The following is an 18,681-nucleotide window of genomic DNA, read 5'->3' as shown; positions in this document are numbered from 1 at the left end:
GTATTCAACGATAGTGACTCCGTGCGAGCCCTATGGGCGAAACGGCGGATTTGGGTAGATCTCCGTAGGCTTGCTGGAGAGGTGGCGGGCCACGAGGTCGGTCATGGCGAGGTGGATCGGGGCTTCGGAACGGATGGTCAGGGTCTCGTAGTCGCGGGCGAGACGTCGGTGGAGCATGAACCAGCCGTAGGTCAGCTCGACGGCCCAGCGCTTCGGGATCGGGGTGAAGCCCCTGGTCCCAGGGTGCGGGCGGTGATTTCCATGTCGATGCCGAGGGTGGCGGCGTGCTCGACGAGGTGCTGGCGGTAGCCGCCGTCCACCCACACTTTGCGGATGCCGGGGTGGTCGGCGGCAACCTGGTCCAGGAGTCGGGTGCCGGCGACGGAGTCCTGAACACTGGCCGCGGTGACCAGCACGGCCAGCAGGAGACCGATGCTGTCGGTGACGATGTTCCGCTTCCTTCCCACGACTTTTTCCCAGCGTCGATGCCCTGGCTGGAGACATGAACGCTGGTGGAGGTCTTGACGCTCTGGGCGTCGATCACGCAGGCCGACGGCTAGGCAGTTTCGTTTGGATCAGTCGGTCGTTGGTCCGGGTGTGCCGTTAACAGATGCGCAGTGGGCGCGGATTGAGCCGTTACTCCCGGACCGCACGCCGAAGCGGGGTGGTCGCTGGCGGGATCATCGTGAGGTGATCGACGCGATCGCCTTCAAGTTCCAGACCGGAACGCAGTGGGTCCACCTGCCGGAGAAGTACGGCAACTGGCGAGGCGTCTACAACCGGCTGAGGATGTGGGCCGTTGACGGCACCTGGGAGCGGGTGTTCACCGTGCTGATGGCCCAGGCCGACGCCGATGAGGACCTTGACTGGGCCGTGTCCGTCGACTCCAGGATCGTGCGAGCTCACCAGCACGCGGCCGGGGCCCGCAAAAAGGGGCCCCGGCCGGCGAACCGGGCGACCACGCCATCGGCCGGTCCCGCGGTGGGCTGACGACCAAGATCCACCTAGCAGCCGACGCCCGCTGCCGACTTCTCGCGTTCGTTCTCACCGCCGGACAGGCAGGCGATGCACCGGCCTTCACCGACGTCATGGTCCGCCTGCGTGTTCCCCGGCAGCGCGGACGCCCTCGCACCAGGCCGGACGTGGTCCTGGCGGACAAGGCCTATTCCTCCCGCGCGATCCGCAGCCACCTGCGCAAGCGCGGCATCCGGGCGGTGATCCCGGTCCCGGCAGATCAGCGTGGCCACCGGCTGCGTCGAGGCAGCCGGGGCGGCAGGCCGCCAGCCTTCGACCGCGAGGCCTACAAGCAGCGCAACACCGTCGAGCGGTGCATCAACCGCCTCAAGCAGTGGCGCGGCATCGCCACCCGCTACGAGCAGACAGCCACGATCTACCTGGCCGGACTCCACATCGCGGGCATCTTTCTGTGGTCCGCCCGCTGATCCAAACGAAAGCCCCTAGCCGTCACGCTCGGCACGCAGGCCCACGTGCTGGGCCGTGCTCGCTGACGATCTCAAAGCCCCAGTCCACAGCGACGGTTCAGAGAACGTCACGGACCTCGACGACGGTGCCGTCCAGAGGGCCGCGGGATCGGACCCGCTCGGTCAGCTGCCGTGTGGTGGGTCGACGATGGCCCGGCGCAGGGCTGCCCGAGCGCCGCGCAGGGTGGTGCTCAGTTTGCGCTGTGTTGCCCGGCTGTCGAGGCGCACGTCCAGGGCGCCGGGTAGCGGGCTGTCGGCTCGCAGGCCGGTCGGGAGGCGGGAGGCGTCGAGACCGTCCCGCTTGGCGATGAGGGTGCCGAGTTCGTGGCGGCTCACCGCGTCGGGCCCAGCGACGTGGTGGATGCCGGAGCCGTCGCCCGAAGCCAGTTCCAGGAGGGCGGTGGCCAGGTCGGTGACGTGCACCGGGCAGCGGATGTCGTCGGTGAACAGGGCGCCGTCGCGGGTTCCGGCGGCGAGTTCGTGTACGAAGCGCTCGTGGGCGGATCCCCCGTCGCCGATGATCAGCGACGTGCGGACAACCACCGCTTCCGGATACACAGCGAGAACTCCCGTCTCCGCCGCAGCCTTCGCCGCTCCGTACGGAGTGATGGGGTCAGGCAGGCTGGACTCGTCGTAGTGCACCCGGGTCCCGGAGAACACGGCATCACTGGACACGTGGACGAGGCGCACACCTTGTCTTGCAGCAGCCGTCGCGAGCCGGATGGGAGCCTGTGCCGTCACGGCCCAGTCGGCCCCACCGCTCGATGCGTTGATCACAAGACGCGGACTGACCTCGCTCAAGACGGCGTCCAGACGGCCGACGTCCCGCAGATCGAGGGAGCACCAGGCGACCTGGGCAGCGTCACCGGGCCTGGTGGCGTACGTCGCTGCCGTGACCTGCTCGGCTGCGGTCGCCTGCCGGACCAGCTCGGCGCCCAGGAAGCCGCTGCCACCGATGATCAAAATGGTCATGGGGCGAAACGGTAGACCGAACCCAGAAGGCGCTGAACAACGTCTACCGGTACAAGGCCACGAACGGGGGACCCGGCATCAGAGGCGACGGCAGCTGTCCGAAACCCTCGCCAGCTCAGACCTGGGCCCGTCTGGTCAGGCCTTCGTTTCAGCGACAGCCGCGCGGAACTCCTGGGTCATCAGGGTGACCGAGCCGCGCTGCACAGGAACGTCGCCGGACTCGGACGACACCCTGGTCACCGCAGCGCTCTTGCGCTCGTACATCGCGGCGTCCACGACGGGCCGATGCTCCTCGGGGACCTCCCGGGTGTCGGAACGGCGACCATCGTGCCGAATCGCGTGCCGATCCACCCGATCGTCTCGGCTTTCCCGTCCAGCTGCCGGGCCGCCTTGCGCATTGCAGCCCTGATCAGTTCGACTCCGCCGAGCCTGACGGCTTCCTCGTCGCCCAGGTTCACCTGGCAGGAGCCGCCGAAGCCGCCAGCGTTCTCGGGACTGCAGCGGCGCAGCAACGGGACCAGGGCCTCGGCCATGGCGATGCAGCGCGGGTCCTTCGCGTTGGAAGCCATCGGCGACAACATCAGAACCGCCCGGACGTAACGAGATGCCGTTCTGTGGGTCTCCACTCAATGGGGGTGGTGGCTCCAAGCGCGACACCGGCAGACGGTGGCCGTTCGTTCCCAGCCCGCGACTGCTACCACCCTGCTACCATGAGGTGTGGCTACGAATAGGCAGACGCAGGTCCGACTGGACGAGGGCGTGTTGGAGGCTGGCAAGGCTGCCGCGCGCTCCCGTCGACTCGACTTCAACAAGTACGTGGAGCGGCTCATTATCGAGGACACCACCGGTGCTCGTGCCGCCGGCATGGCAGCTGCACAGCGGCTCATCGATGAGCACGGCACGTTCCTCGACGACCTGGAGCAGCGACTCGACGCCCCGTACGGCCAGCAACAGCCTGGCGCGGCCGCGTGATCCTGCACGTCGACGAGTCCTGGGTTCTCGAAGTAGCGGAGCGTGCGGGGCACCGTGATCCGGCGGCCGACGACTACGGTGTGCCCATTGCTGCCGTCGCCCGCCACCGCGGAGAACTCCTCGACACTCCCGTCTACGACGGCGTCTTCGCCCGCGCTGCCGCCCTGGTGCACACCCTGGGCCGCTGCCGGTGGCTGGAGCGCTCCAACCTCACCGTCGCCTGCGCCGTCGCCGTGATGTACCTCGAGGCCAGCAACATTCCCGTCAACCCCACCCGGGAACAGCTCACCGCACTCGCCCACGAGCTCAACAACCCCCGCTGCACCGCCGAGCGGATCGCCTCATTCCTGCGCACCTGGAAACCCTGACCCGGACCAAGCGGTGATCACCTTCGGGCCCGGCAAGGTGAGCCAGCCGGGAGAGAACCCCGGTCGTCGACGTCGTTGAGGAGCGCCGCGATCTGCGCCAGGTCGCATCGCGGCGGCTTTTCTACCGGAGTACGGGATCAACGGCGTGACGTAGCACCTCACGCCGGCGCCTCGGCGACGGCCAGCACGCTTTGGGCCCACGTAAGTCGCTCCGCACTGAGCTGCTCGAACTTGTACCGGAATAGGCTCCGTTGGGTGCAGAAGTTCTGGATCATCGCGGCGGCAGTCCTGTGGGGTGCAGGCACCGGTCTGTTCATACCGCGCGCCGCCTACCGGCTTTCCGTTCCGCCCGAGGCGGCCTCGCGGACGACGTGTCCCGCCGGACACGCCTTCACCGGTCTCGCGAACGGCTGGCTGGGGCGGGCCCGCTGCACCGACGGCGACGCGTACGGCCCGAGCACGACCGCCCTCTCCGCTATCTCGGCCGCGGTCTGCGCGGTCCTGGCGGCCGCCGTCGGAGACCACCCGGAACTGGTGGTCTGGCTGCTGCTCATCCCGATCGGCGTGCTGCTCGCCACTGTGGACCTCATGGTCCAGCGACTGCCCGACGTGCTCACCCTCCCGCTCGCCGTGATCTCGCTGGGCCTGCTCGCCGTGGCGGCGCAGCTGCCCGGCACCGACGGTAGCTGGCGGACAGCCCTGCTCGGCTCTGTCGCGCTCGTCTCCTTCTGTACGATTCTGCTGCTGAGCAGCCCCGCCTCGTTCGGCTTCGGAGACGTGAAACTCGCCCTGACCATCGGGGCCGTCACCGGCTGGTACGGATGGGACATCCTTTTAGCTGGCACCTTCGCGGGGTTCGTGCTCTTCACCCTGTACGGCTTCAGCCTCATGGCCGCGCGCCGTGCCCACCGCACGACGGCCCTCCCGCTCGGACCGTTTCTCCTGACAGGAGCCGGGGTCGGCGTGCTCCTCGGCTCCGTCCACTAGGTGAGGGACGACCTCCCACCGTCAACCGCCATGGCGCACGAGCTTGACCAGCAGGTCGGTGTCCCTCAGATCGGGGAGGACCACCTCGGCGCCGGCGTCGCGGAGGGCAGCCTGGTCGCTTCGGCCGGTGGCTACGGCGATCACGCGCACGCCGTTGGTGTGGGCTCCCTCGATGTCGGCCGGGGTATCCCCGATCAGCACGGCGTCGTCCGCGGTCGTGTCGGCGCGCTCCAGGCACAGGCGGACGAGGCCGGCGCGTACGTCGTGGTCGTCCCCGTAGGCGCCCAGCTCCCACAGGATTGGGGCGTCCAGGCCGAAGACCTGCAGCTTGAGTTCGGCAACGGCGCGGATGTTCCCCGAGACCACGGTCTGCCGTACGCCTGCTTCGGCGAGGGCACCGAGGGCCGCCGCCGCGCCCGGCAGCGCATGGCCGCGCTCCCGCAGCTCGGCGGCGCGCTCCAGGTGCGCGGCGGTCGGGGCGCGGGCGAACCGCTCGAAGTCCGCGCGGTCTGTAGTCAGTCCGTGGAGCTTCGCTGTCTCACGAAAGATCACCGGCTCGGTGATGCCGTCGATGCGGCCTGCTGCCGCATGGGCTGCCCGGTGCTCTGCAGGAACGCGGAGGCAGACAGTTCGCGGCCCACACCGCGTGTGTCGATCAGGGTGTGGTCGACGTCCCACAGGACCAGTCCGGCCATTGAGTGCCTCCCCAACTGCCCAGCTAGAGCTGGGTCACAGCGTGTCACATGAGTATGAGCAGATCGTAGGCGCGGGCTCGGTACCAGCCTCTACGCTGACGCCACAAGGACGACCCGGGAAAGGGGGCGACACAGATGACGTCACCGTCGCGGAACCTGGCCGTGGGAAACACCTCCGGCGCTACCGGCAGCAGAAGGGGGACCGGCCGGTCGCTTCAGTCGCTGGGCTGTGCGGGATCACTCCGCGCTATCTGCACATGATCGAGGAGGGGAAGAAGGTCCCGTCGCTGGAGGTGCTGGAGCGGATCGCCGCGGTGCTGGGCGTAGCCCCGGCTGCTCTGCTGGCCGGGGAACCGATCAGCCAGCCCTCGCTTCCCGGCAGCGCGGCGCCGGCGGTTGTCCGGGCCCTGCTGATCCCCACCCGCGGGCCTTGCGGTACGTGGGACGCGGCGCGGTTGCGTGAGCGTGTCGAGCGGGCCTGGCACTCCTGGCAGACCTCGAGACCGCTTCACCCATGCTGCCCGCTTCTTGCCGGACCTGATCACGGACGTGGACGACGCTGTACGCCGCCACCGAAACGGCCACGATGCTCAGGAGCGGCGCGAGGTACTGCGAGTGGCCGCTGATCTGCACGGGTTGCTGCGCTCATACTGCCGCAGGGCCGGCCGCCTCGACCTCGCTCTTTCGCCGCCGAATGGGCCATGCAGGCCGCAGAGGAAGCCGACGACCCCGTGCGGCGAGCCGCAGCCTCGTGGAGCCTGGGCCACGCCCTGCTCTCCCACCACGAACCCGACGCGGTGGAGGAAGCCAAGGAGATTGCGTTCAAGGCCGTAGAGCAACTGCACGCCCTCCCGGCAGACACCGCCTCCCAGGCCGTCGAAGGAGCTCTCGAACTGGTCGCCATCGTCTCCGATGCCCGCCGCCGCGACTGGCCGCAAGCCCGCTGGGGCCTGGAACAGCGAGCCCTTCCGCTCGCCCGGACCGTGAGGGAGGGCAATATTCAGTGGACGGTGTTCGGCCACACCAACGTGGCCCTGCACGCGATGAGCATTGAGATGTTCGCCGGTGACGCGGCTGGAGGCCTGCGGCTGGCCGATCAGGTCGACACCAGCAGGCTGTCCAGCCGGTAGCGGCAGTTCACTTTCGGAGTCGAGGTCGCCTGCTGCTGCGACCTGCGCCGCGACGGCGCCGCCGTTGTGGTGCACCTGCTCAGCCTGGAAGATCTCGCTCCCCAGGACCTCTCCTGCAGCCCGCTGGCCTGCACCATGGTCTTGAACCTGCAACAGCGGGTACGCCGCACATTCCGCCGCCAGGTCGACGCCCTCGCCGGCCGCCTCCAATTCGCCTGAGGTCTCGGCGGCACGGAAGACAAACAGGCCTGCGGCGTAATTCCAGGAATCAGAGGCTTGTGGACGGGAGGGCGCCGGACCGGCGGCGCCCTCGACGCGGCGGCGCGGAGAAGCGGCTGCACAGCGTGATGCAGCAGGCTGCCAATCGAGCCGGGTCCCGGCACGGGCTCAGCCGAGCCTCAGGCCCCGCATCCAGTCGCTGTGCCTGGATGCGGGGCCCGGGATGGCCTCGGTTTTGGCGATGCCCAGCCTCAGCCTGAGATTTGGGCGCAACACATAGCCGTCTCGTGCGACTCGTAGAGGCTGAAAGGAAGGCGTTCGGGGAACGGTCACGGTGAGCCAACAGAACGGATCGTGCTCGCCTCGGGATGCCGCGGACCGTCGAGGCGGTGAGGTTGTTCCGACCAACTTGCCTACTCTGGACGCCGGTTGGTGACGATTTACACAACAAGATCACGAGTGGGATGCGCCTGGCTACCTTTACCACTCGTGACACAGTTACAAGACCTGCCAGCAAACATGTACATGCGCCTGAGTCCCGATGACCACTCCCGGGTGCGCGCTCTGTACGAAAACATCCGCGACGCCGATTCCGGCCGCTGATCTGCGACCCCACGGATCGGAAGCAGGTTCACGCACATTCGCAGTGACACTGCGCCCAGTATGCGGGGCGTTGCTAATCGACTCACCGGCCCTGACCATGGACGAACTAAATCGTGTGAGTCACACGATTAGACGCGGAGCTGGGGTCATCGCCGCAGGCTCCGTGTCTCTTGCACGTGCGATCGCAGGGAACTGAGCAACCGTCACCGCGCCGTGAGTGGGGGAGAGGGGGATCCGCGATTTTTTGCGAACTGTCAGTTCGCCCACGGCTCCTTTCCCGGTTCTACCTTCACGTGAGCCTCGGGTGGCGGAGGTAACCGGATGGGGTGCGGCGGGGCGGCTCGGGCGAGCGGGTGTGGCATGGCCGCGGCTGGCGAGATCGGCGTCGTCACCATCTGCCGGTTCCTCGCGTTGCAGGTGCTGGAGCGGCTGACTGAGCCCGGTGCGGTCAGCGTGAATCCGATGCCGGGCGCGGCCGCCGTGTCGTTCCTCGTCCCGGCGGATGCCGCCGGCTGCAGGCCGCCTCTGCCTGGCGCTCGCGGATCCACTGAGGTGGTGTTGTCCCCGTGCGGTAAGGGGGCGCCGGCCAGACCGCGCCGGCTCATGGAGCGCTCGCAGGGGCTGACGTTCGCGGCCGCGTTGTGCGAGTCCCTGGAGACCGTGGCGCAACGGTGCCCGGAGCGGGTGGCGGTGCCTGCCGATCTGGTGGGCGAGCTGCGGGTTCTGCGTCATGCGCGTAATGCGCCGTCCGTGCGGGAGGGGGTCCTCCGTGGCAGGGGCTGGTGAGATCGTGGCGCTCCGTACGGTGTTACCGGGCGTCCACCCCGAATTCGTACGCAATCTCCCAGCGGGCGTCAGGGACGGTGATGTCGGCGGTCTCCACCGCGCGGCCGTCGCCGTCGTAGTAGGTCCGCTCGATGACGAGGACCAGGTCCCCGCGGCCGATTCCGAGCAGGTTGGCCTGCTCCTGGGTGGCGCGGGCGGGGTGGGGGACTTCCAGCGCGGTGACGATGTCGACGCCGATGGAGCGCATCCGCTCGACGACGCCTTTCCCGGCGAGCGGGCCCATTTCGGGCAGCAGGATGGGTGTGTTGCCTGTGATTGCCATCGGTTCCCAGGACACGGAGAGTTGGGCGGGTCGTCCGTCGGCGAGGAACTCGTACTTTGTGCGGACGCACGGGTCGCCGGGCTCGATGCCCAGCCGCTGGGCGATGGGGTGCGGAGCGGGTGTGCGGGCCTCGGAGTGTGCCTCCCAGGTGCCCGTGCGGCCGAGTTCGGCCATGTCCGCGCGGAAGGGGCTGCCGCCGCGGTGTTCCCGGTGGCGGGAGCGGATCATGCGGCGGCGCCCGCGGAGCTCGGTGACGAAGGTTCCGGATCCTGCGCGGCCCTGAAGGCGTCCCTCGGCGATGAGCCTTTCCTGAGCCTTCTGCACGACGTTGGCGCCGACCTCGTACTCCTCGGCGAGCCGCGCACGGGAGGGCAGTCTTTCCCCAACCGCCCACTCGCCGTTGTCGAGTCGAAGACGCAGATCGTTGGCGACGACCTCGTGCTTCGGCGGCGGCGGTGGCTCCTCGTGGCCCATACGCGGACTCCGTACTGGTCAGCGGCTCCCTGAGTTTGGTGGGGGGTTGTTGGTGTGGGGGGTGGTGTGTGGGGTGGGGTGTTGTGGGTTGGTTGAGAGGGGTTGGGGGTGGTTGGGGGTAGTGGGGTGGGGGTGGGTGGGCTGGGGTTGTGTGGTGTTTGTTGAGTGAGGGGGTGGGGTGTTGGTGGTTGGGTGGGGGTGTTAAGGCTTGGTTGGTGTTTGTGCTGGTGAGAGGTGTTGGGGTGGGGTTGGGGCGGGGTGGTTCGTCTTCGCGTGGTGAGCGGGCTGGTCCTGGCTGGCGGGGAGGGCTGGCGTGGGGACGGGGACTGGGTTGCGGGGGGTGGTGTCTGGGGTCGTGGGTGACGGCCGCTGCCCTTTTTCGGTGTGCTCGGGATCGAGGTGGGGTTCAACTCTACGAGCTAGCCCGCTAGTTGAGGGGTTTTCGTGGGCCCTGTCTCCGTGAGGGTGTTACCGGTCGTGTGCGCTGGGTGATTGGATGGGGGTGTGGAAGAGGCCACCTTCTACCCGTGGGTGGCGGGGCGTTGTGCGGTCGGCAAGGCGATGGGGAACGCGTCTGTGGTGTCCGTGCCGCCGTCGTGCAGGTGGCATGGGTGTTGCGGGGTCGGTGAAGCAGGGGTGCGTGAGCGTGGCGTTCGTCCCGGCGAGGGATCACAGGTCTCTATCGCTGGTGCGCTCGGCTGGCTGGTGGACAGGGGTCGCGTCGATGTCTGGCTGAACGGGCTGCCGTGGGCGGCTGATGGGGTGGCTTGTCTCGGGTCTCACCGTTTGGTGCCGTTTGGAGAGAGGCTGAGTGAGCAGTGATGGAACGCCGTACCTTCCTGACGATCTCCGGCACTGCTCTGTCTGGTTGGGCTGTGGGCGGGGACGGCGGCCATGCAGGCGTGTTCGCCCGGGCCCACGGCGGTACACCCGTGGGTGAAGACCTCGTCGCCTCCTTGGAGGACTCCACCCGGCGCCTGGCGGGCCTGTCTACCGAGCAGCGCCAGCACACCCCCGCGCTCCTGGAGGCGCACCTGGCCGCGGTGACCGGGCTCCTCGCGACCGGCCGCTTTGCACCGGCCCTCGGGCTGCGCCTGCACACCCTGGCGGCTTCCCTCGCCCAGACCGTCGCCTGGCACGCCTTCGATGTGCGCCGCCACAGTCACGCGAGCCGGAGCTGGATTGCGGGTCTGCGCCATGCGCACGCGGCCGGGGACCGCGATTTGGGTGCTGGGCTGTTGGGTGACCTCGCCTATCAGGCTGCTTGGCGCCGTGATCACACCGCGGCGGCCGGCATCCTCCACTCCGCCCTGGCCCGCGCGCAGAGTCCTGCCGCCCGTTGCCTCATCCACTTGCGTCTGGCCCGCGCGCTCGCCGCGCGCGGGGACCGTAGTGACCGCGGTGCCGTGCTGCGATCCCTCGCGGCGGCCGAGCACCACCTCTCGGATGCCGGCGTCGACCGGCCGGCCTGGTGCGCGTGGGTGTCCGAGGCCGACCTCGCCGTCGACTCCGGACAGGCCCTCCTGGACCTGGGGGACACCCGCCGCGCCCACCAGTTGATCAGCGAGGGTGAACGTCTGCTGCCGCCCGCCCGCGACAAGACGAAGGGTGTTTTCCTCGCCTACCGCGCCGCGAGCTACCTCGATCTGAAAGAGCCCGAGCCCGCCGCGGCCGCCGCGGCCCAGTCCCTGCTCCTGGCCCGCCGTATCGGAGCACCGCGCTGCGCCCGCCTCGTCGACGACCTGCTCCCCCGCTTCAAGCCCTACGCCCGCGCGGACGGCGTACCGGAGCTCCTCCACCTCGCCGCCGCCTAGCTGCGCACGCGCAGCGATGGGCGCCGTGGTGCCGCGAGGTGGGGCTGGCTGTGGTGCCTGCCTGCGGGGGTGGGGTTAGGGGTTGGGGCGGGGGTGGTGGTGGGTTTCGGCGAGGTGGTCGAGGCGGATGGCGTCGAGGGCGGTTTTGGTGATGCGTTCGGTGCGGTCGGTGATGGCGGTGATGGCTGCTTGGCGGATGAGGCGGGTGAGGGATCCGATGCGGCCGGCGGTGCGGTGGTGGAGGTAGGGGGCGAGGCGGGGCAGGGTGCCGGGTTTGTGCTGCTGCAGGTCGAGGTGGTTTTCGATGTCGGTGATGACGTCGCGGAAGGGTTCGCGGGTGCCGTGGCGGGCGGGCAGGGGGCCGCAGGGGATGAGGCAGGCGCGGCCGGCGAGCTGGGCGCCGCGGACGCCGGAGAACAGGGGGGTGTCGGTGACGTTGATGCCGGCGTAGATGAAGGTGGCGGGCAGTTTTTCGGTGAGGTCTTTGAGGAGGTCGGCTGCCTGGGCGCCGTTGGTGGTGCGGGGGTTGAGGCGGTGGATTTCGTCGATGAGAACGAGTTGGACACCCGCAGCGGTGTAGGTGTGGCAGACGGCGTCGGTGATCTGGTTTTGGGTCATGCGGGCGGTCGTGGGGATGGCGAGGTAGCGGGCGAACTCGGTGATGAGGGTTTTCGCGGTGGCGCCGGGCGGGACCAGGACGTAGGCGACCGGGACTGGGGGGCGGCTTCGTCCGGGCGGGGGAGGGTTTTTGCGGGTGTGGGCGAGGTGGCAGGTGCGGCCCACGGACAGCAGAGCGGTCGTTTTCCCGGCGGCGGCGGGCCCGGTGACGATCAGTGAGGGACGTGCGGTGGCCTCCTGGTGGCGGCCCAGGACCATCAGGGTGCGGGTCTGTGCGGCCAGGTCGCTGATGGCGGGGGTGCGGATAGTCACGAAGCTGGAGTGGTAGGCCAGGCGTTCTGCACGGGGGCGCGGTGGTCCGCCCGGTGGGGGCGGGGCGGGCGGGTCGGTGGTCGCGAAGCGGTGCCAGCCCTGCCAGGTGGTCAGCGGCCAGGACGGTTCGGGTGGCTCGTCGCCTTCGGCGAGGGCGGGACGGGTGTTCACCAGGTGTCGGCTTCCTCGTGCGCGTTGTAAAGCCCGAACCCGGTGGTCGGGGCGGGCCGTTCGGGCGGGGTCGTACTGCCGGGCCGGTCATGGACGCCGTCGAGGCCGTGGTCCTCGTCGAGCTCATCGCCGTGGTCCTCGTCGAGGTCCTCGAGGAGGCCGTCCTCGTCGTCCTGGTCGAGGAGGTCGTCCTCGTCGGCTTCGTCGTCCTGGTCGTCCTGGTCGTCCTGGTCGTCCTGGTCGTCCTGGTCGAGGTCGTCGTCCTCGTCGGCTTCGTCGAAGTGGTCGAGGTCGTCGTGGTCGAGGTCGTCGAGGCTGTCGTCCTCTTCCCACGGTGCGAGATCCCCGGCCCCGGCCCCGGCCCCGGCCCCGGCCCCGGCCCCGGCCCCGGCCCCGGCCCGGGCCCCGGTGCCGGCCCCGGTCTCGGCACTGTCGCTGGTGCCGTGGCTGTGGCTGTGGTTGTGGTGTTCGGGGTGGCGGGGCAGGGGGAGCGGGGTGGTGCGGGCCATCACGGCTTGTTCGGTTCTGGTGGCGTGGCCGGTGTGGATGCGGCGCATGAGCTGGTCGACGGCGTCAGCAAGGGCGGCTTCCTCCTGCTCGCTGCCCCTGTCGTAGTGGTGGTGGGTGGTGGTGCGGATGTGCCGCCAGACGTCGCCCGTGAACGGTTCGTGGATGTGGTCGCGGTGGATCCACGGAACTTCGGTGAGCTTCCCGTTGGGCAGCCGTACCCAGACCTGGCGCACGTCGTGGGGGTTGTAGCGGATCTCCCACTTCCCGCCGCGGGCTGGGTGGGGGGAGCGCTGGCCGCGCCAGGGGGCCAGGAGGTCGGCGTCGTAGGTGCGGTGCTGGATGCGGATTCCGGCAGGGGTGATGGACCGCCAGTGCACCGGCAGCAGCTCGAGGTAGTCGTTGCGGGTGAGGGGGACGCGGACGTAGCCGGTGACCGCGAGCAGCGCGGCCCACATCTGGTTCGGGCTCAACGCCTTCTTGGGCATGAGCGGGTGGCGCAGGCTTCCGTGGGGCCGGTGGTGGTAGTGCACCAGCCACTCGTCGAGGAGGTCTTGCAGTTGGGGGACGCTGTAGCAGGCTTCGTGTTCGGCGTCGGGGCCACGTTGGGTGGTGTCGGATCCGGTGTAGCCGGGCAGGTGCTGGCCGAACAGGGCGTTGATGGTGTCAAAAGCGCGTTCGACGATGCCTTTGGCGGTGGGCGCGCGGGGCGGGGCGGGCTGGACGCTGATGCCGAGGTGTTCGCAGGCGGCGGTGAACGCGGCGGAGACGAAGACGTGGTCACGGTCGATGACGATCATCTCCGGCAGGACGACCGGCCGGGCCGCCGCCTGCTCAAGACGTTCATCGAGTGCGGCCAGCTCCTGGTGGGGCAGGGCCCCCTGCTGGTGGTCCATGCGCCAGATGTTTGGCCAGGTGGGGCGGGCGGGGTGCGGGACGGCCATCTCCGCCAGCAGCAGTGCCGCGTCCACGGCCTTGGTCGCGCTCGGACACAGCACGGCGGCCAGGATGGCGCGGGTGGCGACATCGACGGCGATCGTCAGAGCGGGACGTCTGGGGATGCCGTCGTCGAAGAGAGCGAAGACGTCCAGGCGGGTGGTGTCGATCTGGACCTGCTCGCCCGGCCGCAAAGCCGTGGCCGGAGTGAAAGCCCGCCCCTCGCAACTGGCCGGCACCTGCCGCACCCGCCCCGCCGGCAGTTCACCGGGGCGGGCAAGAGCCGCCACCAGCCGGTACAAGGTGGCCTGCGACGGGACGGGCACCACCCCGGGGCCGTACCGGTCTTCGAGGATCTGCTGGATGAGGGGGAACACGCCGCTGACGGTGCCCTTGGAACGGCCACGCCGACGACGCAGCGCCTCACGGACAGCGGCCACCACCCGCTCATCGGCCCGCCCGGTAGGCCGGGTGGCGCGGGTGGCGCGGTGATCGACCAAACCCCACAAACCCTGCTTGCGGTAGGCGAGCCGCATCCGCTGCACCGTCGTACGCGAGACCCGGCCGAACCCCAGCGCGGTCAGCTCTGCGGCTTTGGCCCGCTCCCGTTCGGCCAGCGTGTGCCGCGCAGGGTCGTACTGCTCACGTACCGCATCGTCGCTGCCCGGCCCGTCGGGCCGCCCGCACTCGACTTCCCGCACATGCCGCTGCCAGGCCAGCGCCTTCTGGCGGGCCGCGGCGGGAGCGGTCTCGAACAGCCCCCACCGCGGGCACGCCTGGGGCACCTCAGCCCCGACGACCATGAAGCCGGCATCAGCGAACAGATGCCCGGCCAGCACCACCTGGCCGGCGCCGTCCGGGCCGAGAAGACTGATCTCCTGCCCCGCCAGGGCCACCACCTGCCACCTCACGCCCTGGAAGCGGACCTGCGCTCCGACCTTCACCACCGGCCGGCTATCTCGCCGCACGCTCACCGCGCACCTGCCCGCCGACGGCCGCGGCCGTACCCGACCACCCCAGACCCAGCCCCAGAGCCAGACGGCGCCCCAGACCCGACCCCCGCCCCGGTTTCAGGCGGCGCTCCAGACCCAGCCCCAGACGGCGCTGTAGGCCCGGCCTCAGATGGTGCCCAAGCCCCAGCCCCAAGATCGGCCTTAGACGGTGCTCCGGGCTCGGCTCCAGATGGTGCTCCAGGCCCGTCTCCTGGGCTGCTCCAGCCTTGCGGGCCGACCAGGGCCCGCTCGTGCAGCGGCACATCCAGCGCCGTCGTGAGCATCCCGTGCCACAGGGCGTGGAAGACGACGGGCAGGACCTCGATGCGGGGCCCGGCCGCCCGGGCGCCTTCGACCAGGGGCCGCGGCCGCGTGAACGCTGCCAGCACGGTGGGCATCAGGTCTTCCCGCCCGGCATTGCGGGGATGGCGGTAGCCGGCCAGCCATTTCACGTTCGCGGCCAGGGCGTCGTCGAGCGGGGACAGACTCCGGTAGGTCCAGCCGACGTCCGCGCAGGCCTGCGCCACGACCTGCGCGGCGTAGCGGGCACGGTCGCCGCCGGCATCCGCATGGCTGGGGCAGTCGGCCAGCAACGCTGTGCCGTCGCGGTAGCGGGCGAACAGTTGCGGCACCCACGAGCGTACCTGCCCACGCCCGGTATGCCACAACAGCCGCACCGGGCGCCCCGCCAGCCCGCTGACCTCCGGATCCCGGTCCAGAACCATCAACTGGGCGCGCATCGCGTTCGAACCGGCAGCCACATGCCGTCCGGTCGTGGCCGACCACCACAGACCCGGCCCCCATCTGCGCCCCGGCACCGCCGGGAACGCCGCAACGGGCGCCAGGTTCTCGAAGGCCACCGCCGCGGCCGCCTCCTGCCACCGCTGCTGCACCAACTGCCCGACCGGATCCACAAACAGCGCCTCGAATCCGGCAGCGCCGTGCGCTCTCACTGGCTTCACCTGGCTTCCCGGCCGGACCGCCCCTGCGATCACCCCTCCTCAGCCAAGCCGTTTGCGCCGGCAACCAGGACACTTTCCGCGGTTCGGGCCACGAACGGGTCGCGCATGTGCCTGCCCGTTGACGAGAGGCGAAGCGCCACCCATGCACCCCGCGCTCGTGCGCCAGTGGTCGTCGCACCCGGGCCCGACAAGACCTGCCGCGCGATCGCGCAGACCGGTCCCGTCCGCAGCGGCGGCCACCCACCGCTACAGCTCACCGCACGGCATGCCGCAGCGTGTGCGTCAGTGGTCGTCGTGCCGGCCGCCGCTGCGCAGGTCCTGCACAGCCTCAGCGGACATGCCGGTCCACTGGGCGACCTCGTCCGGGGGCACGCCGGCGTTCAACGCGACCAGGACGGTCCGCTGCAGCGCGTTGTCGATCAAGTCGGTGCTGTGGCGCAGGGTGCGCACCAGCTGCTGGGCTACCTGCGCGGTCGGCCCGTTGGGGGTCCGGCGCACCTGCGCCAGGTGTTCGGCGGCCTTGTCAGCCGTGCCAGTGATCAGGGCCTGCTGTTCGGAAGGCACCGCCGCCCGCCACATTCCGCGCCAGCCAGGCGTCTTGTTCTCCCGGCCCAGCATCCGCGCCTGTTCGGCCAGGGTTGCCACCTGGTGGCCGGGACTCACCCCCCACGGGTCGACGGCACCGGATCCGGCCCCGCCGCTGCGCCGGCGGATGACCGCGCGCATCCAGCCGGCCAGCGGCCCCCCGTAGTCGCTCGCGGCCAGCGGTCCCAGCCAGGGGCGTCCCACCCGCTCACCGAGCCGACGGCACACCTCAGCGCCCACCAAAAGCGAGGGCAACTGCTCCGTACCGCCTCCGCGCCACACCAGTTCCGCCATGACCGGATCCAGCAACGCATCCGCGACGGCCACCACTTCGGGAAAAACGACCGCGTCCCGCCCCACCACCCGCCAACGCCCCGCATCAGCCCCGACACTGCCGCCCGCCACGAGATCCAGGCGCCGCGGCCAGATCGTCTCCCGCTCCCAGCAAAGAGCCTGCTCCCACCACCGGCACACCACCGCATGCGCCAGCACGAACACCTGCCACGGATCCGCCCCCGCCCGCACCGCCCGCCGCGCCACACCCGCCCACCGCCGCTGCGCCAGTGCCACCTCCGGCACGGCACGCAACTCCAGATACTCCAGCGGCTGGTCGGCGTCCGCATCCAACAGCCACCGCCCATGCCGTGCACACACCCGCTCCCGCCGCGGCACGTACCGCACCGCCCGCACCACCATCCCGGTGCGCCGGGCGGTGCACAGGCGGCAGCCGAACGCCACCGGCCCGGCCACCGCACCCGCCCTACGCCACACCGCCGCCGGCGTCTGGTGCCATTCCAGGAGCTTTGAGTCCCGGCGCCCCCAGGACGGCAAGGCCCGCGCCAGCACCTCCTGCTCCACTCCGCACAAGGACGCCAGGACCGCACGCCCCGTCCTGTTCAGCAGGACCTCGGCATCGGCCGGCACCCCGCCGCCCTGGCGCGGGGGCGGAGCGTTGCCCCACTGCCAGCACGACCACAATGCCCTCGCCTCCAGCCCATAGCGGTGCGCGAGACGGCCCAACAGCGAGGCGGTCGTTTCCCCGGCCAGGGGAGCAATGCGGAACACCCCAGCACGGCCAGGGACATCGAAGGGGACCGCGCCAGCAACGTCGTCGGTCATGGCCCTCACAAGGTCGGCGAGGCAGCCAGCTGCGGTAGCCCAGTCGTCGAAGCGCTGCCGTGGGTCATGCGGCCCCGAACAGGGTCCCGAACAGGACCCCGGAGAAACGGCCCCGGGGCCCCGTCGGGGGCGTACCGTCCAACGACGGCAAAACCTCACCGTCACGCGGGTGCCGGGCTACGGGACCCTCAGCACCCCGGCGACCTTCCGGACCAGCGCGGCGGCCTGCGACGGCAGGTACCTGTCGAGGGCGTCGACGTCGGCACACAGCTTGGCGCGCAGCCCGAGTAGGCACCCCTCGGTGAACAGCCCCTGCTCATCCACTCCGGCCATCTCGCCCGCCTTACTTCCCAGCGGTCGGCTGTCGCCCTCCCCGCCGGCCGGCGCCGCCGGCCCGGCTGCCCACGACAGCAGCACCCGCGCCAGATGCCCCGCCGGCACCCACACCACCCGGCCAACTGCTCCTGCGCCACCACATCGAGCAGCACCTCAGCGCCCCGTGATTCGGGTCCTTGCGCTGCACCCGGTTCGCCGACCGCCACTGCGCGGTCAGATCGACGGACTGCATCCCGTACGTGGCCGCCACACGATTCAGGAACGACCACGTCGTCTCGCCCACCACGGGCATCACACGCAGAACTGCCCTCACCCCGAACCGCCTCCCGCTTACCACCCCACCGGCCGACATCCCGCAGCACGCACAGGGGCGCCAGCCTCCCGACACCGGTGCACCGCAAACGAGCGCCACCGGCACCCGGTACCGCCCTGGCACACTGCGGCTGCACCACTCAGTGACCAGGGCACTGCGAGGGCCGGACTGCGCCGGGCGGAGTTCGTCAGACAGATTCCTGCCGCGGACCGGGTCGCTCTACGTGCTTGCTGCCTTGTGCGAAGCGCTTGGCCGGTGGAGTCGATGCTGGTCCAAGGGCGCCCGCCAATGAGGAAACTTGCTTGTTCTTCGAGCTTGCTTAACTAAGGAAACTCGGCAAGTAGAGTTAACTTGCCTCTAAACGGAACTTGCTTAACCAAGGAAAGTCTTCAAACTAGGCAAGTTGTCACTTTAAGTAACCGTGGGAGTGGATGTGGATCTAAGAAGTGACGGAGAGGAGTTGCCGAGGCACCTCTTCGAAGCGGGCCTGGACCAGCTGCGCCGCCTCTTCGGCGAAGGCTGGACAGTGGAGGCAGTCTCCAGCCATCACCAGGATCCCTCCGACTGGTACGCGGACCGCGTGATCGAGATCCGCTCCACCGACCTGGGCCACACCACCAGGTACGTGGTGGACCTGAAGCCCACACTCACACCCCGCGCCGTCAGCACCGAACTCCTGAGCAAGCTGCACCTGGTCCGTCAGGTGAACTCGTTCACCTCGCTGCTGGTCATGGCCCCCTGGATCTCCCCCAAGACCCAGGACCTCCTGCGCACCCACGGCATCAACTACCTGGACCTGACCCGCAACGTCTGGATCCGAGCAGACCGGCCGGCCATCTTCATCTACACCGAAGGCCAGACACGAGCCCCACGCAGCGCCTCGCAGTCCTCGCCAGCGGTGACCTTGTCAGGCTCAAAGGCCGAACGCCTGGTGCGCATCCTGGCCGACGTCAGGCCGCCCTACCGGGCCACCGACCTAGCCGAGGCAACCGGACTCAGCCTCGCCT

At 69.9% G+C, this 18,681-nt stretch carries 15 protein-coding genes and 4 pseudogenes; 9 read left to right on the top strand and 10 right to left on the bottom strand.

Features of this window, described 5'->3' with window-relative positions; genetic code table 11:
• Positions 1 to 30: 30 nt before the first annotated feature.
• Positions 31 to 556 (bottom strand): annotated as a pseudogene (locus M2163_RS00095) (transposase); the annotation flags it as partial.
• Positions 557 to 570: 14 nt separating this feature from the next.
• On the opposite strand from M2163_RS00095, the pseudogene M2163_RS00090 reads away from it, so the two are divergent.
• Positions 571 to 1,442 (top strand): annotated as a pseudogene (locus M2163_RS00090) (IS5 family transposase).
• Between the two features lie 162 nt (positions 1,443 to 1,604).
• On the opposite strand, the gene M2163_RS00085 reads toward M2163_RS00090, so the two are convergent.
• Together M2163_RS00085 and M2163_RS00080 are read right to left on the bottom strand one after the other, a co-directional pair.
• Complete coding sequence (locus M2163_RS00085) at positions 1,605 to 2,453, bottom strand: sugar nucleotide-binding protein (RefSeq protein WP_280892835.1); 849 nt, start codon at positions 2,451 to 2,453, stop codon at positions 1,605 to 1,607.
• Positions 2,454 to 2,689: 236 nt separating this feature from the next.
• The gene (locus M2163_RS00080; RefSeq protein WP_280892834.1) at positions 2,690 to 3,022 is read right to left on the bottom strand and encodes a hypothetical protein; all 333 of its coding nucleotides are present in this window, start codon (positions 3,020 to 3,022) and stop codon (positions 2,690 to 2,692) included.
• A gap of 148 nt (positions 3,023 to 3,170) precedes the next feature.
• Between M2163_RS00080 and M2163_RS00075 the strand changes: the two genes are divergently transcribed.
• The 3 genes from M2163_RS00075 to M2163_RS00065 all read left to right on the top strand — a co-directional run bounded on the left by M2163_RS00075 (position 3,171) and on the right by M2163_RS00065 (position 4,780).
• Positions 3,171 to 3,425 (top strand): hypothetical protein, encoded by a 255-nt coding sequence (locus M2163_RS00075; protein WP_280892833.1) that lies wholly within the window; start codon positions 3,171 to 3,173, stop codon positions 3,423 to 3,425.
• Entirely contained in the window at positions 3,422 to 3,793 is a 372-nt protein-coding gene (locus tag M2163_RS00070) for a fic family toxin-antitoxin system, toxin component (RefSeq protein WP_280892832.1), read from the top strand. The genes M2163_RS00075 and M2163_RS00070 overlap by 4 nt, the downstream gene beginning before the upstream one ends.
• A gap of 255 nt (positions 3,794 to 4,048) precedes the next feature.
• A complete protein-coding gene (locus M2163_RS00065; protein WP_280892831.1) occupies positions 4,049 to 4,780 on the top strand; it encodes an A24 family peptidase in 732 nt (243 codons plus the stop codon).
• Between the two features lie 21 nt (positions 4,781 to 4,801).
• Here the strand turns inward: M2163_RS00065 and M2163_RS00060 are convergent.
• Positions 4,802 to 5,475, bottom strand: a pseudogene (locus M2163_RS00060) (haloacid dehalogenase-like hydrolase).
• Here M2163_RS00060 and M2163_RS00055 point away from each other — a divergent pair.
• The 3 genes from M2163_RS00055 to M2163_RS00045 all read left to right on the top strand — a co-directional run bounded on the left by M2163_RS00055 (position 5,427) and on the right by M2163_RS00045 (position 8,213).
• Positions 5,427 to 6,101, top strand: coding sequence for a helix-turn-helix transcriptional regulator (locus M2163_RS00055; RefSeq protein WP_280892830.1), 675 nt, complete (start codon positions 5,427 to 5,429; stop codon positions 6,099 to 6,101). The pseudogene M2163_RS00060 and the gene M2163_RS00055 overlap by 49 nt on opposite strands.
• Positions 6,102 to 6,176: 75 nt before the next feature.
• Positions 6,177 to 6,605 (top strand): hypothetical protein, encoded by a 429-nt coding sequence (locus M2163_RS00050; RefSeq protein ID WP_280892829.1) that lies wholly within the window; start codon positions 6,177 to 6,179, stop codon positions 6,603 to 6,605.
• A 1,182-nt stretch (positions 6,606 to 7,787) separates the two neighbouring features.
• Positions 7,788 to 8,213: a hypothetical protein gene (locus M2163_RS00045; RefSeq protein WP_280892828.1), complete on the top strand. Its 426-nt coding sequence runs from the start codon at positions 7,788 to 7,790 to the stop codon at positions 8,211 to 8,213.
• A 22-nt stretch (positions 8,214 to 8,235) separates the two neighbouring features.
• Here the strand turns inward: M2163_RS00045 and M2163_RS00040 are convergent, their stop codons facing one another.
• Positions 8,236 to 9,009: a GntR family transcriptional regulator gene (locus M2163_RS00040; RefSeq protein WP_280892827.1), complete on the bottom strand. Its 774-nt coding sequence runs from the start codon at positions 9,007 to 9,009 to the stop codon at positions 8,236 to 8,238.
• Positions 9,010 to 9,941: 932 nt separating this feature from the next.
• On the opposite strand from M2163_RS00040, the gene M2163_RS00035 reads away from it, so the two are divergent.
• Positions 9,942 to 10,823 (top strand): XRE family transcriptional regulator, encoded by an 882-nt coding sequence (locus tag M2163_RS00035; protein ID WP_280892826.1) that lies wholly within the window; start codon positions 9,942 to 9,944, stop codon positions 10,821 to 10,823.
• Positions 10,824 to 10,898: 75 nt separating this feature from the next.
• Here the strand turns inward: M2163_RS00035 and M2163_RS00030 are convergent, their stop codons facing one another.
• From M2163_RS00030 to M2163_RS00010, 5 genes are all read right to left on the bottom strand, one after another.
• Positions 10,899 to 11,867 (bottom strand): ATP-binding protein, encoded by a 969-nt coding sequence (locus M2163_RS00030; protein WP_280893126.1) that lies wholly within the window; start codon positions 11,865 to 11,867, stop codon positions 10,899 to 10,901.
• 53 nt (positions 11,868 to 11,920) lie between these two features.
• On the bottom strand, positions 11,921 to 14,314 hold the full coding sequence (locus tag M2163_RS00025; protein ID WP_280892825.1) for a Mu transposase C-terminal domain-containing protein: 2,394 nt from the start codon (positions 14,312 to 14,314) through the stop codon (positions 11,921 to 11,923).
• A gap of 23 nt (positions 14,315 to 14,337) precedes the next feature.
• The gene (locus tag M2163_RS00020; RefSeq protein ID WP_348542146.1) at positions 14,338 to 15,321 is read right to left on the bottom strand and encodes a TnsA-like heteromeric transposase endonuclease subunit; all 984 of its coding nucleotides are present in this window, start codon (positions 15,319 to 15,321) and stop codon (positions 14,338 to 14,340) included.
• Positions 15,322 to 15,603: 282 nt separating this feature from the next.
• Positions 15,604 to 17,025 (bottom strand): DNA-binding protein, encoded by a 1,422-nt coding sequence (locus M2163_RS00015; RefSeq protein ID WP_280892824.1) that lies wholly within the window; start codon positions 17,023 to 17,025, stop codon positions 15,604 to 15,606.
• Between the two features lie 177 nt (positions 17,026 to 17,202).
• Positions 17,203 to 17,475: a hypothetical protein gene (locus tag M2163_RS00010; RefSeq protein WP_280892823.1), complete on the bottom strand. Its 273-nt coding sequence runs from the start codon at positions 17,473 to 17,475 to the stop codon at positions 17,203 to 17,205.
• Between the two features lie 659 nt (positions 17,476 to 18,134).
• On the opposite strand from M2163_RS00010, the pseudogene M2163_RS00005 reads away from it, so the two are divergent.
• Positions 18,135 to 18,681 (top strand): annotated as a pseudogene (locus M2163_RS00005) (hypothetical protein); the annotation flags it as partial.

It is taken from the genome of Streptomyces sp. SAI-135 (assembly GCF_029893805.1).
Taxonomy (GTDB): Bacteria; Actinomycetota; Actinomycetes; order Streptomycetales; family Streptomycetaceae; genus Streptomyces.
The sequence above is the reverse complement of the archived record's forward strand: the minus strand, read 5'-3'. Positions and strand labels throughout refer to the sequence as shown.